Origin of the sequence: Frigoribacterium sp. 2-23, from assembly GCF_049601585.1 — a bacterium.
Lineage (GTDB): Bacteria > Actinomycetota > Actinomycetes > Actinomycetales > Microbacteriaceae > Frigoribacterium.
Map to the genome: position 1 here is coordinate 1232670 of NZ_CP187126.1, position 16311 is coordinate 1248980.

The window sequence follows — 16311 nt, forward strand, 5'->3', positions numbered from 1 at the left end:
CCCCGCTCCCAGGACGAATCGAACATTAGGGTGGTACCCATGCCTTTCTCCGTTGCCGTGGCCGGCGCGAGTGGTTACGCCGGTGGTGAGCTCCTGCGCTTGCTCGCCGAGCATCCCGACTTCGAGGTGCAGACCGTCACCGCGTTCCAGAACGCCGGTCAGCCCCTCGTCTCCCTGCAACCGCACCTCCGATCGCTCGCGCACCTGACGCTCGTCGAGACGACGGCCGAGAACCTCCGCGGTCACGACGTCGTCTTCCTCGCCCTGCCGCACGGCAAGTCGGGGGCGATCACGGCCGAGCTGGGCGACGACTCGCTCGTCGTCGACTGCGGTGCCGATCACCGGCTCACCGACGAGTCCGCCTGGGCCGAGTTCTACGGCGGCGAGTTCTACGGCGCGTGGGCGTACGGTCTGCCCGAGCTGATGCACGCCGATCGGGTCGAACGGCAGCGTGCCGAGCTCGTGGGCGCGCGTCGCATCGCCGTCCCCGGCTGCAACGTGACCGCGATCTCGCTCGCCCTCGCGCCCGGCGTCCAGGCCGGCGTCATCGAGGCGACCGACCTCGTGTCCGTCCTCGCGGTCGGCCCGTCCGGTGCCGGTCGCGCGCTGAAGCCGCACCTCCTCGCGAGCGAGCTCCTGGGTTCCGCCTCGGCGTACGGGGTGGGCGGCTCGCATCGGCACGTCCCCGAGATCCAGCAGAACCTGCGCCTCGCGGGTGCCGCGGAGGTCTCGATCTCGTTCACCCCCGTACTCGTCCCGATGGCGCGCGGCATCCTGGCGACGTCCACCGCGACCCTCGCCCCCGGTGTCTCGGCGGCCGATGTCCGGGGCGCCTGGGAGCGCGCCTATGCGAACGAGTCGTTCGTGCACCTGCTCCCCGAGGGCGAGTTCCCGCGGACGGCCGACACGATCGGCGCGAACACGGCCCTGATCGGCCTGGCGGTCGACGAGCGGGCCGACCGGGTCGTCGTCGTCTCCGCGATCGACAACCTCGTCAAGGGCACCGCCGGTGCCGCCATCCAGTCGGCGAACATCGCGCTGGGTCTGTCCGAGACCGCCGGTCTCACGGTGAACGGAGTGGCACCGTGAGTGTGACCGCGGCACGGGGATTCGAGGCGGCCGGCGTGGTCGCGCACCTCAAGAGCACGGGCAAGCCCGATGTGGCGCTCGTCGTCAACCGCGGTCGTAGCAAGGCGGCCGCGGCCGTCTTCACGAGCAATCGGGCGAAGGCCAACCCCATCCTGTGGTCGCAGCAGGTCATGGCCGACGGCGTGGCCGAGGCGGTCGTCCTCAATTCAGGAGGCGCGAACTGCTTCACGGGAGCCTTCGGCTTCCAGACGACCCATGCCACGGCCGAGGCGGTCGGCGAGGCGCTCGGTGTCTCGGCGGGCGATGTCGTCGTCTGTTCGACCGGCCTCATCGGTGTCGGCGACCAGCAGTTCCGCGACAAGGTCCTCTCCGGGGCGCGCGACGCCGCGGGGCGCCTCCGCGCCGACGGGGGAGAAGACGCGGCCCTCGCGATCATGACCACCGACACCCGGCCCAAGCAGTCCGTGGTCGAGGGTGACGGCTGGGTGGTCGGCGGGATGGCGAAGGGTGCCGGCATGCTGGCACCAGGGCTCGCCACGATGCTCGTCGTGCTCACCACCGACGCCGACGTCGACGCCGGGGCCCTCGACACCGCGCTCCGCCACGCGACGAGAGTCACGTTCGACCGGCTCGACTCGGACGGCTGCATGTCGACGAACGACACGGTCGTGCTGTTGGCCAGCGCCGAATCCGGTGTCGTGCCCCCGCAGGACGAGTTCGCGGCGGCCGTGACCACCCTCTGCGCCGATCTCGCCCGGCAGCTGCAGGCCGACGCCGAGGGCGCGTCGCACGACATCCGCATCGAGATCGTCGGTGCGGCGAGTGACGACGACGCGGTCGAGGTCGGCCGGTCCATCGCACGCAACAACCTCTTCAAGGCGGCGGTCTTCGGCAACGATCCGAACTGGGGCCGGGTGCTGGCCGCGATCGGCACGACCGGCGCCGACTTCGACCCCTACGACGTCGACGTATCGATGAACGGCGTCCGGGTCTGCCATGCCGGCGCCCCCGACCGTCCCAGCACGGACGTCGATCTGACCGCGCGCGACGTGCACGTCCTGGTCGACCTCAAGGTCGGCGCGGTCGAGGCGACCATCCTGACGAACGACCTCACGCACGACTACGTGCACGAGAACAGCGCGTACGCCAGCTGATGGGTGACGAGTCGAAGTCCCCGATGCCGCACGGCCTGGCCGACGAGCACGAGATGGCGGCCGTCAAGGCCGCGACCCTGATCGAGTCGCTGCCCTGGCTCAAGCGGTTCTCGGGCAAGGTCGTCGTGGTCAAGTTCGGCGGCAACGCCATGGTCGACGACGCGCTGAAGCGTGCCTTCGCCGAGGACATGGTCTATCTGCGATATGCCGGCCTGCACCCCGTCGTCGTGCACGGCGGCGGGCCGCAGATCTCGGCGGCGCTCACGGCGGCCGGCATCGCCAGCGAGTTCCGCGGGGGCTACCGCTACACGTCGACCGAGGCGATCTCCGTCGTGCGGGACGTCCTCGCCGGCGACGTCAACGGCGAGATCGTCGACCTGATCAACGAGCACGGCGATCTGGCCCGGGGCGTGTCGGGCGACGACACGACCCTGTTCGAGGGCCGGAGGCGCGGGGTCGAGATCGACGGCGAACTCTTCGACCTCGGGCACGTCGGCGACGTCACGAAGGTCGACCCGTCCAGCGTGCTGGCCGAGATCGAGGCCGGGCGCATCCCCGTCGTGTCCTCGATCGCCCGCAACGAGGCCGATCACGAGACCCCGCTCAACATCAACGCGGACGCCGCCGCCGGGGCCCTGGCGATCGCGCTGCAGGCGTCGAAGCTCGTCGTCCTGACCGATGTCGCCGGTCTCTACAGCGATTGGCCGAACCGCGACTCGCTCGTCGAGGCGATCACGGTGTCGGCGCTGACCGAGATGCTGCCGTCGCTCGAATCGGGCATGATCCCCAAGATGCAGGCCTGCCTCGACTCCGTGGTCGGCGGCGTCGGCGGCGCGACCATCATCGACGGTCGTATCCCGCACTCCATCCTCCTCGAGGTCTTCACCCAGCGCGGGTCGGGCACCGAGGTCGTCCCCGACGAACGGGCCGCCTCCTACGGCGCACCCGTCGTCACCCAGTTCGGCACCACCGCCCGCGAGGGCGCAGACCAGAAAGGACAGTCGTGACCATGATCGAGACCCAAGGCGGTACCTGGCAGCGCCGATTCGGCGATTCACTGATGCGCTCGCTGTCCACACCCAAGGTCATGCTCGAACGCGGCGAGGGTTGCCAGGTCTGGGACGTCGACGGCAAGCGCTACCTCGACTTCCTGGCCGGCATCGCGGTCAACGCCCTCGGGCACGCCCACCCGGTGCTCGTGGACGCGATCTCGGCCCAGGCCGCCTCGCTGATCCACGTGTCGAACTACTTCGCGACCGTGCCGCAGGTCGAGCTGGCCGAGCGGCTCAAGCGCATCTCCGGTGCCGGCGACCGTGGCCGTGTCTACTTCGGCAACAGCGGAGCCGAGGCCAACGAGGCCGCGTTCAAGCTCGCTCGACTGAACAAGGGCGACGGTCGCCGCACGCGCATCCTCGCACTGCAGAACTCGTTCCACGGACGCACGATGGGCTCCCTGGCGCTCACGGGCAAGCCGGCGTTGCGCGAACCGTTCGAGCCCATGGTCCCCGGTGTCGAGCACATCGACAGCACCATCGAGGCTCTCGAGGCCGCGTTCGACGACACGGTGGCCGCGTTCGTGGTCGAGCCGATCAAGGGCGAGGCCGGCGTCGTGGACCTCCCGGCGGGGTACCTCGAGCGGGCCCGCGAACTCAGCACGCAGCACGGTGCGCTGCTCATCCTCGACGAGATCCAGACCGGCATCGGCCGGACCGGCTCGTGGTTCGCCTTCCAGCAGTTCGACATCGTGCCCGACGCCATCACGGTGGCCAAGGGCATCGCGGGCGGCGTGCCCATCGGCGCACTCGTGACGTTCGGCGACACGTCCGACCTGTTCGAGGCGGGCCAGCACGGGAGCACGTTCGGCGGCAACCCGCTCGCGACGGCCGCGGCCAACGCGGTGCTGGGCGAGATCGAGGCGTCGAACCTCGTCGTGAACGCGGTCGTCCGAGGCGACCAGATCCGCGCCCTCATCGAGGACATGGCATCGCCTCTGGTCGCCGAGGTCCGCGGGCGTGGTCTGTTGATCGGCATCGGGCTCACGAAGCCGATCGCCGCCGAGATCTCGGCGGCGGCGCTCGAGGCCGGCCTCATCGTGAACGCGCCGAACGACTCCAGCATCCGCATCGCCCCGCCACTCATCGTCGGCGACGCCGAGATCGGCGAGTTCGCGACCATCTTCTCCTCCGTTCTGAAAGGCCTCGCATGACCCGGCACTTCCTCCGCGACGACGACCTGACGACCGCCGAGCAGCTCGAGATCCTCGATCTCGCCGACGAGCTGAAGCGCGACCGCTGGTCGCGCCGCCCCCTCGAGGGGCCGCAGACGGTCGCCGTCATCTTCGACAAGTCGTCGACGCGCACGCGGGTCTCGTTCGCGGTCGGCATCGCCGATCTCGGCGGCAGCCCGCTCATCATCGCGACGGCCAACAGCCAGCTCGGCGGCAAGGAGACACCGTCCGACACGGCTCGCGTCCTCGAACGGATGGTCTCCGCCATCGTGTGGCGCACCTACGCGCAGAGCGGCCTCGAAGAGATGGCGGCCCGGACGACCGTTCCCGTCGTCAACGCGCTGAGCGACGACTTCCACCCCTGCCAGCTGCTCGCCGACCTGCAGACGATCCGCGAGAAGAAGGGCACCCTCGCGGGGCTCTCCGTCGCTTTCGTCGGCGACGGTCGCAGCAACATGGGGCAGTCGTACCTGCTCGCCTGCGCCACCGCCGGCATGCACGTACGGGTGGGCAGCCCCGAGGGGTTCCTGCCCGAGGCCGACGTGGTCGCCGACGCCGAGAAGATCGCGGCGACCTCCGGGGGCTCGGTCCAGGTCACGACGAGCGCCCAGGAGGCGGTGGCAGGCGTGGACGTCGTCGTCACCGACACGTGGGTCTCGATGGGCAAGGAGGACGAGAAGGCACACCGCGTCTCGGTCTTCGGCTCGTTCAAGGTCGACCAGGCGCTCCTGGACACCGCGGCGCCCGAGGCCATCTTCATGCACTGCCTGCCCGCCGACCGCGGCTACGAGGTCGACGCGGACGTCATCGACGGCCCGAGCAGCGTCATCTGGGACGAGGCGGAGAACCGCCTGCACGCCCAGAAAGCCCTGCTCACCTGGCTGCTCGAGCACTGAGCTGCACTCCCCGGGCATGCCGCCCGCACCGGGCACCCGCCCACCCCTGACATCAGCACGCATCACGAATCGAAATTAGGAGAACCATGACGGAACGCGTCGTCCTCGCATACTCCGGAGGCCTTGACACCTCGGTCGGCATCGGCTGGCTCGCCGATGCCACCGGCAAGGAGGTCGTGGCCCTGGCCGTCGACGTCGGACAGGGCGGTGAAGACATGAACGACATCCGCCAGCGCGCGCTCGACTGCGGCGCCGTCGAGTCGGTCGTCGTCGACGCCAAGGAGGAGTTCGGCTCCGACTACTTGATGCCGGCCCTCAAGGCCAACGCCATGTACCAGAAGACCTACCCGCTGGTCTCGGCCCTGAGCCGTCCGCTCATCGCCCGTCACCTCGCCTCGGTCGCCAAAGAGCTCGGCGCCGACAGCGTCGCGCACGGCTGCACGGGCAAGGGCAACGACCAGGTCCGCTTCGAGGCCGCCGTCGCCGCTCTCGCCCCCGACCTGACGAGCATCGCGCCGGTGCGCGACCTGGCGCTGACGCGCGACAAGGCGATCGTCTACGCCGAGGAGCACAACCTGCCGATCCGCCAGAGCGCCAAGAACCCCTACTCGATCGACAAGAACGTGTGGGGTCGCGCCGTCGAGACCGGGTTCCTCGAAGACCCGTGGAACGCGCCGATCGAGGACCTCTACGAGTACACGCAGGACCCGGCCGTCCTCAAGGACGCCGACGAGGTCGTCATCACGTTCGTCGCCGGTGTGCCCACGGCCATCGACGGCGTCGCCTACACCCCGCTCGGCATCGTCGAGAAGATGAACGAGCTGGCCGGCAAGCACGGCGTCGGTCGCATCGACGTCGTCGAGGACCGCCTCGTCGGCATCAAGAGCCGCGAGGTCTACGAGGCTCCCGGTGCCATCGCCCTGATCGCCGCGCACGAGGCCCTCGAGGCGCTCACCATCGAGCGCGACCTCGGTCGCTACAAGCGCGGGGTCGAGGCCGAGTGGTCCAACCTCGTCTACGACGGGCTGTGGTTCTCGGGTCTGAAGCGCTCGCTCGACGTGTTCATCGACGACACGCAGCGCTACGTCTCGGGCGACATCCGCCTGAAACTGCAGGGCGGCCGTGCCGTCGTGACCGGTCAGAAGAGCGAGCAGAGCCTCTACGACTTCGACCTCGCGACCTACGACACGGGCGACACGTTCGACCAGTCGCTGTCCAAGGGCTTCATCGAGATCTGGTCGCTGCCGAGCAAGATCTCGGCACGTCGCGAGCTGGGTCTCTAGCCATGACCGACGCGACGGGCGCATCGACCGGCGACACGTCGAGGGCCAAGGAGGCGGGGGCCCTGTGGGGAGGACGCTTCGCCTCCGGCCCCTCGGCCGAACTCGCCGCGTTGAGCAAGTCCACCCAGTTCGACTGGCAGCTGGCGGCCTACGACATCGCTGGGTCCCGGGCTCACGCCCGGGCCCTGGCGGCCGCCGGCTACCTCGACGCCGACGAGCTGACGGGCATGATCGCGGCGCTCGACCGGCTCGAGTCCGATGTGGCCGACGGCGTCTTCGTGGCGGCCGAGTCCGACGAGGACGTCCACTCCGCCCTGGAGCGCGGTCTCATCGGTATCGCCGGGGTCGAACTCGGCGGCAAGCTCCGCGCCGGCCGGAGCCGCAACGACCAGATCGCGACGCTCGTGCGGCTCTACCTGCGGACGCACGCGTCGACCATCGCGCATCAGGTCGTCGCCCTGATCGACGCCATCGCATCGCAGGCCGAGCAGCACCTCACGGCCGTGATGCCGGGGCGCACGCACCTGCAGCACGCCCAGCCCGTGCTGCTGGCGCACCACCTGCTCGCGCACGCCTGGCCGCTCGTCCGCGATCTCGAACGGCTCCGTGACTGGTCGCAGCGCGCCTCCGCGTCGCCCTACGGCGCCGGGGCCCTCGCCGGTAGTTCGCTCGGGCTCGACCCGTTGCTCGTCGCCCGGGAGCTCGGCTTCGACCGCACGACCGAGAACTCGATCGACGCCACGTCCAGCCGCGACGTCGTCGCCGAGTTCGCGTTCGTGACCGCGTCGATCGGCATCGACCTGTCGAGGCTCTCGGAGGAGATCATCCTGTGGTCGACCCGCGAGTTCGGCTTCGTGCGTCTGCACGACGCGTTCTCGACGGGGTCGAGCATCATGCCGCAGAAGAAGAACCCCGACATCGCCGAGCTCGCGCGCGGCAAGTCCGGTCGGTTGATCGGCAACCTGACCGGGCTGCTGGCGACGTTCAAGGGCCTGCCCCTGGCGTACAACCGCGATCTGCAGGAGGACAAGGAGCCCGTCTTCGACTCCGTGACGCAGCTCGAGGTGCTGCTCCCGGCGTTCACCGGGCTCGTGGCGACGCTCGAGTTCGACGAGGCTCGCATGGCCGAGCTGGCACCGCAGGGGTTCTCGCTGGCGACCGACGTTGCCGAGTGGTTGGTCCGTCAGGGTGTGACGTTCCGCGACGCCCACGAGATCAGCGGCGAGCTGGTCCGCTTCTGCGAGCAGCACGGCCTCGAGCTGGACGAGCCCACCGACGAGCAGTACCGCTCGGTGTCACCGCACCTGACGCCCGAGATCCGGCCCGTGCTCACGGTCGCGGGCTCGATCGCGAGTCGCGACGGCGTGGGCGGGACGGCTCCCGTCCGCGTCACCGAGCAGCTGGCGGCGCTGACGGCCCGCGTGCGTGCGCTCGTCGGCGAGCTGGACCCGAGCGCGGCATGACGTCGACCGGGCCTCGGGGGCCGCGGCGTCGACGACCGTGGATCATCCCGGCCGTCGTCGTCCTGGCCGTCGCGATCGTGATCGCGTACGTCGTCTACGTGGTGGCGAGTGGCCAACGGCTCTTCTGACGGAGTCGGCGACCTGCTGTCGCGACCGGCCCTCGAGGTGGCACCGCGCCTCCTCGGGGCCGTGTTCCGCGCCGGCGACGTCGCCGTCCGGTTGACCGAGGTCGAGGCCTACCTGGGGGAGGGCGTCGACCCCGGGTCGCACGCCTACCGGGGCCCGACGGCGCGGACCGCGACGATGTTCGCCGGTGGGGGAGCGCTCTACGTGTACCTGTCGTACGGCATCCACCGCTGCGTGAACATCGTGTGCGGGCCGGCCGGCGAGGCCTCGGCCGTCCTGCTCCGTGCCGGCGAGGTCGTCGCGGGTCTCGACGAGGCGCGGCGCCGCCGACCGACGAGTCGGTCGGACGTCGACCTGGCGCGAGGGCCGGGGAGGCTCGGTTCGGCTCTCGCGATCGACCTCGCCGACGACGGCGCGCGGCTCGACCACTCGCGCTTCGCCCTCTCGCTGGCGGACCCCCTGCCCGACATCGTGTCCGGCCCCCGCGTGGGCGTCGCCGGCCCGGCCGGCACGGACGAGTTCTCCTGGCGATTCGCCATTCCGGGGGAGCCGACCGTTTCGGCCTATCGAGCCGCGACTCCTCGCACCCGGCGCTGAGACCCGGGCCGAGCCGTCCGCGCTGGTAGCGTGGCGGGGTGAGCAGTGACACGACCGCCGACGTCCTGGTGGCGCAACGCAACGACCCGAGCTTCGACGACGTCTGGGACGAGCTGCTCTGGCGCGGTCTCGTGCACGTCTCGACCGATGCCGACGCACTCAAGTCGGCGCTCGCCGGTCCACCCATCACGTTCTACTGCGGTTTCGACCCGACCGCGCCGAGCCTGCACCTCGGCAACCTCGTCCAGCTGCTCACCATGCGTCGCCTCCAACTGGCAGGCCACCGACCGCTCGGGCTGGTCGGCGGCTCGACCGGGTTGATCGGCGACCCACGCCCGTCCGCGGAACGCACGCTGAACACACCGGAGGTGGTGGCCGACTGGGTGCAGCGCATCCGGGTGCACGTCGAGCGGTTCCTGTCGCCCGAGGGGGAGAACGGCCTGCGGGTCGTCAACAATCTCGACTGGACGGCTCCGCTGTCGGCCATCGAGTTCTTGCGTGACATCGGCAAGAACTTCCGGGTCGGCACGATGCTCAAGAAAGACGCGGTGAGCGCGCGGCTCAACTCCGACGCGGGTATCAGCTACACGGAGTTCAGCTACCAGATTCTGCAGGGGCTCGACTTCCGTGAGCTGTACCGCCAGTACGAGTGCGTGCTGCAGACCGGGGGCAGCGACCAGTGGGGCAATCTCACCAGCGGCACCGAGCTGATCCGTCGCACCGAGGGGGTGTCGGTGCACGCGATCGGCACGCCGCTCATCACGAACAGCGACGGCACCAAGTTCGGCAAGAGCGAGGGCAACGCGATCTGGCTCGACGCCGAGCTGACGAGCCCTTACGCGATGTACCAGTTCTGGCTCAACACGGACGACGGCGATGCGGTCGCGCGTCTCAAGGTCTTCACCTTCCTCGACCGGGCCGAGATCGAACGGCTCGAGCAGGCGGTCGCCGATGCGCCGTTCAAGCGCGAGGCGCAACGACGCCTGGCGTGGGAGGTCACGCGACTCATCCACGGGGAGTCCGCGACCCAGGCGGCCATCGATGCGGCCGCGGCCCTCTTCGGTCAGGGTGATCTGTCGGCCCTCCCGGCCGACACGCTCGCCAGTGCCATCGCCGAACTGCCGTCGGCCGAGGTGCCGGCGGAGACGACCGTGGTGCAGGCCCTCGTCGAGACCGGACTCGTCGCCTCGCTCGGTGCCGCACGCCGGGCGACGGCGGAAGGCGGCATCTACGTCAACAACGAGCGGGTGGCCGACGGCGACGCCACTCTCGGGCAGTCCATCCTGGCCGGCGGCATCGTCGTCCTCCGCCGGGGCAAGAAGACCCTCGCCGGGGTGACCGTTCGCGGTTGATCCTTGGCAGTGCTCGATGCGACGCCCGTCTCCTCTCGGAGGCGGGCGTCCTGTCGTTGAGGCCACAGTCCGCTCGGATGGGTCGAAAAGCCCGGAAAACCAACGATGTCAAGCGCGACACGCCCGGGATGCATGCGGATTTGGGGTCTGCCGCGGGGGAGTGTGTAAAGTAATCCGAGTCAGCCCAGCAGGGCGGCGGAAACAACGGAGACAGGGTCGCTGAGATCGTGTTCTTCATCCGCTAGCTCGGGTTCTGACCACATGCTCCATCAAGTCCGCTCTTGCGAGTCTGGCCAAATGGGCATACGATTACAACTCCTTCCGCAGAACAAGATTCTGGCGCTAGATCGATTAGATCTAGAAGTCGTGTCGATTGACATGGCCCGAACGGACTGGATAAGGTTCCACAGTTGCCTCGGGCGAAGATCCATCTAGGGTCGGGACTCGAGTGCGTTTGGTCCTTGAGAACTCAACAGCGTGCACATTGTCAAATGCCAAATTATACCCTGGCATTGCAGCCTTTTTGGTTGTGGTGTTTAGGTTTCTTTGAGATTGACGGACAATAACAATCGTCAGATTGTTTTGTTCTTTAGTCAGCATCAAATTCACAAGTCATGCCCTATTCCGGGTGTGCTTGTTTTTTCTTTTACGGAGAGTTTGATCCTGGCTCAGGACGAACGCTGGCGGCGTGCTTAACACATGCAAGTCGAACGATGATCTCCAGCTTGCTGGGGGGATTAGTGGCGAACGGGTGAGTAACACGTGAGTAACCTGCCCTTGACTCTGGGATAAGCGCTGGAAACGGCGTCTAATACCGGATATGACCTTCAACCGCATGGTTTGTTGGTGGAAAGAATTTCGGTCAAGGATGGACTCGCGGCCTATCAGGTAGTTGGTGAGGTAATGGCTCACCAAGCCTACGACGGGTAGCCGGCCTGAGAGGGTGACCGGCCACACTGGGACTGAGACACGGCCCAGACTCCTACGGGAGGCAGCAGTGGGGAATATTGCACAATGGGCGCAAGCCTGATGCAGCAACGCCGCGTGAGGGATGACGGCCTTCGGGTTGTAAACCTCTTTTAGTAGGGAAGAAGCGAAAGTGACGGTACCTGCAGAAAAAGCACCGGCTAACTACGTGCCAGCAGCCGCGGTAATACGTAGGGTGCAAGCGTTGTCCGGAATTATTGGGCGTAAAGAGCTCGTAGGCGGTTTGTCGCGTCTGCTGTGAAATCTGGGGGCTCAACCCCCAGCCTGCAGTGGGTACGGGCAGACTAGAGTGCGGTAGGGGAGATTGGAATTCCTGGTGTAGCGGTGGAATGCGCAGATATCAGGAGGAACACCGATGGCGAAGGCAGATCTCTGGGCCGTTACTGACGCTGAGGAGCGAAAGCGTGGGGAGCGAACAGGATTAGATACCCTGGTAGTCCACGCCGTAAACGTTGGGAACTAGATGTGGGGGCCATTCCACGGTCTCCGTGTCGCAGCTAACGCATTAAGTTCCCCGCCTGGGGAGTACGGCCGCAAGGCTAAAACTCAAAGGAATTGACGGGGGCCCGCACAAGCGGCGGAGCATGCGGATTAATTCGATGCAACGCGAAGAACCTTACCAAGGCTTGACATATACCGGAAACGGCCAGAGATGGTCGCCCCGCAAGGTCGGTATACAGGTGGTGCATGGTTGTCGTCAGCTCGTGTCGTGAGATGTTGGGTTAAGTCCCGCAACGAGCGCAACCCTCGTTCTATGTTGCCAGCACGTTATGGTGGGAACTCATAGGAGACTGCCGGGGTCAACTCGGAGGAAGGTGGGGATGACGTCAAATCATCATGCCCCTTATGTCTTGGGCTTCACGCATGCTACAATGGCCGGTACAAAGGGCTGCGATACCGTAAGGTGGAGCGAATCCCAAAAAGCCGGTCTCAGTTCGGATTGAGGTCTGCAACTCGACCTCATGAAGTCGGAGTCGCTAGTAATCGCAGATCAGCAACGCTGCGGTGAATACGTTCCCGGGCCTTGTACACACCGCCCGTCAAGTCATGAAAGTCGGTAACACCCGAAGCCAGTGGCCCAACCGTAAGGGGGGAGCTGTCGAAGGTGGGATCGGTGATTAGGACTAAGTCGTAACAAGGTAGCCGTACCGGAAGGTGCGGCTGGATCACCTCCTTTCTAAGGAGCATGTACCAGCCGGTCTGTATACAGCCGGATTCACTGGTCAAGTCAGTTCCGAAGCGAATGTCTTCGGCTGGCGCTCATGGGTGGAACATTGACGATGGCTCTCATACGAGGGTCTTGTGCTTAGTACGTCTTCTTCGGGAGTCTGGAACGGTGTGAGGTCTGGTGGTGGGGGCATGCACGCTGTTGGGTCCTGAGGGACCAAACCTGCCGCACTTTGGTGTGGTGGTGTTTCCTCTGGGCCACGATCTGCTGGTTTTGTGCCGGTTAGGTTGTGGTGCCGCCCGTATTTTGAGAACTACACAGTGGACGCGAGCATCTTAGTCGCAAACGAGTTCATGCCTTTCGGGGTGTGGGGGTTGTTTGTGATACTAAGTGCAATTTCTTAGACCAACCCGCTCCTTCGGGGGTGTGGTTGGCGAATGAGATAACACTGACGCCGTTGACCTTCGGGTTGGCGGCAACTTTGTGGTCAAGTTTCTAAGAGCAAACGGTGGATGCCTTGGCATCTGGAGCCGAAGAAGGACGTAGAAATCTGCGATAAGCCTCGGGGAGCTGATAATCGAGCCCTGATCCGAGGATCTCCGAATGGGGAAACCCCGCCAGGCGTTTTGACCTGGTGACTCCCGCCTGAATATATAGGGCGGGTAGAGGGAACGTGGGGAAGTGAAACATCTCAGTACCCACAGGAAGAGAAAACAACAGTGATTCCGTGAGTAGTGGCGAGCGAAATCGGATGAGGCTAAACCGGTCATGTGTGATAGACGGCGGTCGTTGCATGGTCGGGGTTGTGGGACCCGTTGTCCTGTTCTGCCGGACAGGAGCAGTTACAGCGCAGTATAGGCGAACCGGTTTGAATGCCGGGTCATAGAGGGTGCGAACCCCGTAGCCGAAATGCTGGCGCTGGCTGAATGGGTATCCCAAGTAGCTCGGGGCCCGAGAAATCCCGTGTGAATCTGTCAGGACCACCTGATAAGCCTAAATACTCCCAGATGACCGATAGCGGACAAGTACCGTGAGGGAAAGGTGAAAAGTACCCCGGGAGGGGAGTGAAATAGTACCTGAAACCGTTTGCTTACAAACCGTTGGAGCCTCCTTGTAGGGGTGACAGCGTGCCTTTTGAAGAATGAGCCTGCGAGTTAGCGATATGTGGCGAGGTTAACCCGTGTGGGGTAGCCGTAGCGAAAGCGAGTCTTAAGAGGGCGATACAGTCGCATGTCCTAGACCCGAAGCGAAGTGATCTATCCATGGCCAGGTTGAAGCGACGGTAAGACGTCGTGGAGGACCGAACCCACTTCAGTTGAAAATGGAGGGGATGAGCTGTGGATAGGGGTGAAAGGCCAATCAAACTTCGTGATAGCTGGTTCTCTCCGAAATGCATTTAGGTGCAGCGTTGCGTGTTTCTTGCCGGAGGTAGAGCTACTGGATGGCCGATGGGGCCCAAAAGCTTACTGACGTCAGCCAAACTCCGAATGCCGGTAAGTGAGAGCGCAGCAGTGAGACGGTGGGGGATAAGCTTCATCGTCGAGAGGGAAACAACCCAGACTACCAACTAAGGTCCCTAAGCGTGTGCTAAGTGGGAAAGGATGTGGAGTTGCATAGACAACCAGGAGGTTGGCTTAGAAGCAGCCACCCTTGAAAGAGTGCGTAATAGCTCACTGGTCAAGTGATTCCGCGCCGACAATGTAACGGGGCTCAAGCACACCACCGAAGTTGTAGATTTCGTATTATAGACAAGCCTTCGTGGTTCAGTCGTACGGAGTGGTAGGAGAGCGTCGTGTGGCCAGTGAAGCGGCGGAGTGATCCAGCCGTGGAGGCCACACGAGTGAGAATGCAGGCATGAGTAGCGAAAGACGGGTGAGAAACCCGTCCTCCGAAAGACCAAGGGTTCCAGGGCCAGGTTAATCCGCCCTGGGTAAGTCGGGACCTAAGGCGAGGCCGACAGGCGTAGTCGATGGACAACGGGTTGATATTCCCGTACCGGCGAAGAACCGCCCAAGCTAATCCAGTGGTGCTAAGAGTCCTAACCCGGCTGAGTTGATCCCTTCGGGGTGACGCCGGCCGGTCTAACGCTCGACCCCATGCTGGTGCGGTTAGCGTATTAACAGGTGTGACGCAGGAAGGTAGCTGAGCCAGGCGATGGTATCCGTAAGGTGAACCTGGTGTAAGGATGTAGGGCTGACGATAGGCAAATCCGTCGTCAATGCGCCTGAGATCCGATGCGTACCCCGATTGGGGGAAATCAGTGATCCTATGCTGCCGAGAAAAGCATCGACGCGAGGTTCAAGCCGCCCGTACCCCAAACCGACTCAGGTGGTCAGGTAGAGAATACCAAGGAGATCGAGAGAATCGTGGTTAAGGAACTCGGCAAAATGCCCCCGTAACTTCGGGAGAAGGGGGGCCGGAACCGTGAACGGATTTACTCCGGGAGCGGGAAAGGCCGCAGAGACCAGTGGGAAGCGACTGTTTACTAAAAACACAGGTCCGTGCCAAGTCGCAAGACGATGTATACGGACTGACGCCTGCCCGGTGCTGGAAGGTTAAGAGGAAGGGTTAGCGCAAGCGAAGCTCAGAATTTAAGCCCCAGTAAACGGCGGTGGTAACTATAACCATCCTAAGGTAGCGAAATTCCTTGTCGGGTAAGTTCCGACCTGCACGAATGGCGTAACGACTTCCCAGCTGTCTCAACCGCGAACTCGGCGAAATTGCACTACGAGTAAAGATGCTCGTTACGCGCAGCAGGACGGAAAGACCCCGTGACCTTTACTACAGCTTGGTATTGGTGTTCGGAGTGGCTTGTGTAGGATAGGTGGGAGACTGTGAAGCTCGGACGCTAGTTCGGGTGGAGTCATTGTTGAAATACCACTCTGGTCACTTTGGATATCTAACTACGAACCGTGATCCGGTTCTGGGACAGTGCCTGGTGGGTAGTTTAACTGGGGCGGTTGCCTCCCAAAGAGTAACGGAGGCGCCCAAAGGTTCCCTCAACCTGGTTGGCAATCAGGTGTCGAGTGTAAGTGCACAAGGGAGCTTGACTGTGAGACTGACAAGTCGAGCAGGGACGAAAGTCGGGACTAGTGATCCGGCAGTGGCTTGTGGAAGCGCTGTCGCTCAACGGATAAAAGGTACCTCGGGGATAACAGGCTGATCTTGCCCAAGAGTCCATATCGACGGCATGGTTTGGCACCTCGATGTCGGCTCGTCGCATCCTGGGGCTGGAGTAGGTCCCAAGGGTTGGGCTGTTCGCCCATTAAAGCGGTACGCGAGCTGGGTTTAGAACGTCGTGAGACAGTTCGGTCCCTATCCGCTGCGCGCGTAGGAAATTTGAGAAGATCTATCCCTAGTACGAGAGGACCGGGATGGACGAACCTCTGGTGTGTCAGTTGTCCTGCCAAGGGCACCGCTGATTAGCTACGTTCGGAACGGATAACCGCTGAAAGCATCTAAGCGGGAAGCCGGCTTCGAGATGAGATTTCCATACCCCTTGTGGGTGAGAGGCTCCCAGCTAGACTACTGGGTTGATAGGCCGGATGTGGAAGTGGGGACTAACGACCCACGGAGCTGACCGGTACTAATAAGCCGATAACTTGACAACACTCTTCCCCGGTAGCGGAGGAAGAAAGATTGCTACGCGTCCACTATGTGGTTCCCGAAATACGGTCGGGATACCAAACAATTTCATACTGATGGTATGGAACATGATCTTCACCACCACCAACCCCCAGGGTTGTGTGGGTGTGTGGTTAATGTTTCGGCGGCCATAGCGAGAGGGAAACGCCCGGTCACATTCCGAACCCGGAAGCTAAGACTCTCAGCGCCGATGGTACTGCAAGGGGGACCTTGTGGGAGAGTAGGACACCGCCGGACTCCTATTGAGTCTCACACAGAGACAGCATCGAGAGATGCATCAGCAACATCAGAGAAGCCGTCCCGGTTGGGGCGGCTTTTCTGCGT

At 64.5% G+C, this 16311-nt stretch carries 10 protein-coding genes and 3 rRNA genes; all 13 read left to right on the top strand.

All coding sequences use genetic code 11. The annotated features are described in order from the left end of the window. The first annotated feature begins 39 nt into the window (after positions 1-39). The 13 genes from argC (at position 40) to rrf (ending at position 16224) form a co-directional block, all read left to right on the top strand. Positions 40-1089: an N-acetyl-gamma-glutamyl-phosphate reductase gene (gene argC, locus ACPEEZ_RS05890; RefSeq protein WP_423923743.1), complete on the top strand. Its 1050-nt coding sequence runs from the start codon at positions 40-42 to the stop codon at positions 1087-1089. Then, positions 1086-2243: a bifunctional glutamate N-acetyltransferase/amino-acid acetyltransferase ArgJ gene (gene argJ / locus ACPEEZ_RS05895; RefSeq protein ID WP_423923745.1), complete on the top strand. Its 1158-nt coding sequence runs from the start codon at positions 1086-1088 to the stop codon at positions 2241-2243. The genes argC and argJ overlap by 4 nt, the downstream gene beginning before the upstream one ends. A 23-nt stretch (positions 2244-2266) precedes the next feature. Continuing rightward, positions 2267-3250: an acetylglutamate kinase gene (argB, locus tag ACPEEZ_RS05900; RefSeq protein ID WP_423924188.1), complete on the top strand. Its 984-nt coding sequence runs from the start codon at positions 2267-2269 to the stop codon at positions 3248-3250. 2 nt (positions 3251-3252) lie between these two features. Next, on the top strand, positions 3253-4449 hold the full coding sequence (locus tag ACPEEZ_RS05905) for an acetylornithine transaminase (RefSeq protein ID WP_423923747.1): 1197 nt from the start codon (positions 3253-3255) through the stop codon (positions 4447-4449). Then, positions 4446-5366, top strand: coding sequence for an ornithine carbamoyltransferase (gene argF / locus ACPEEZ_RS05910; RefSeq protein ID WP_423923749.1), 921 nt, complete (start codon positions 4446-4448; stop codon positions 5364-5366). Before ACPEEZ_RS05905 ends, argF begins: the two co-directional genes overlap by 4 nt. Before the next feature lie 86 nt (positions 5367-5452). Beyond that, entirely contained in the window at positions 5453-6649 is a 1197-nt protein-coding gene (locus ACPEEZ_RS05915; RefSeq protein WP_423923751.1) for an argininosuccinate synthase, read from the top strand. A 2-nt stretch (positions 6650-6651) separates the two neighbouring features. Continuing rightward, positions 6652-8112 carry an argininosuccinate lyase gene (gene argH / locus ACPEEZ_RS05920; RefSeq protein WP_423923753.1) on the top strand — a complete coding sequence of 487 codons (1461 nt, stop codon included), beginning with the start codon at positions 6652-6654 and terminating at the stop codon, positions 8110-8112. After that, complete coding sequence (locus tag ACPEEZ_RS05925; protein WP_423923755.1) at positions 8109-8240, top strand: hypothetical protein; 132 nt, start codon at positions 8109-8111, stop codon at positions 8238-8240. Before argH ends, ACPEEZ_RS05925 begins: the two co-directional genes overlap by 4 nt. Then, positions 8221-8835, top strand: a complete 615-nt coding sequence (locus tag ACPEEZ_RS05930) for a DNA-3-methyladenine glycosylase (RefSeq protein ID WP_423923757.1) — start codon at positions 8221-8223, stop codon at positions 8833-8835. Before ACPEEZ_RS05925 ends, ACPEEZ_RS05930 begins: the two co-directional genes overlap by 20 nt. A gap of 38 nt (positions 8836-8873) precedes the next feature. Further along, positions 8874-10187 (top strand): tyrosine--tRNA ligase, encoded by a 1314-nt coding sequence (gene tyrS, locus ACPEEZ_RS05935; protein WP_423923759.1) that lies wholly within the window; start codon positions 8874-8876, stop codon positions 10185-10187. Positions 10188-10832: 645 nt separating this feature from the next. Then, positions 10833-12351, top strand: a 16S ribosomal RNA gene (locus tag ACPEEZ_RS05940). Between the two features lie 476 nt (positions 12352-12827). Then, positions 12828-15952, top strand: a 23S ribosomal RNA gene (locus ACPEEZ_RS05945). Between the two features lie 155 nt (positions 15953-16107). After that, positions 16108-16224: ribosomal RNA gene (gene rrf / locus ACPEEZ_RS05950) — 5S ribosomal RNA — on the top strand. Together the 16S, 23S and 5S rRNA genes form the textbook arrangement of a ribosomal RNA operon. Positions 16225-16311: the final 87 nt, after the last annotated feature.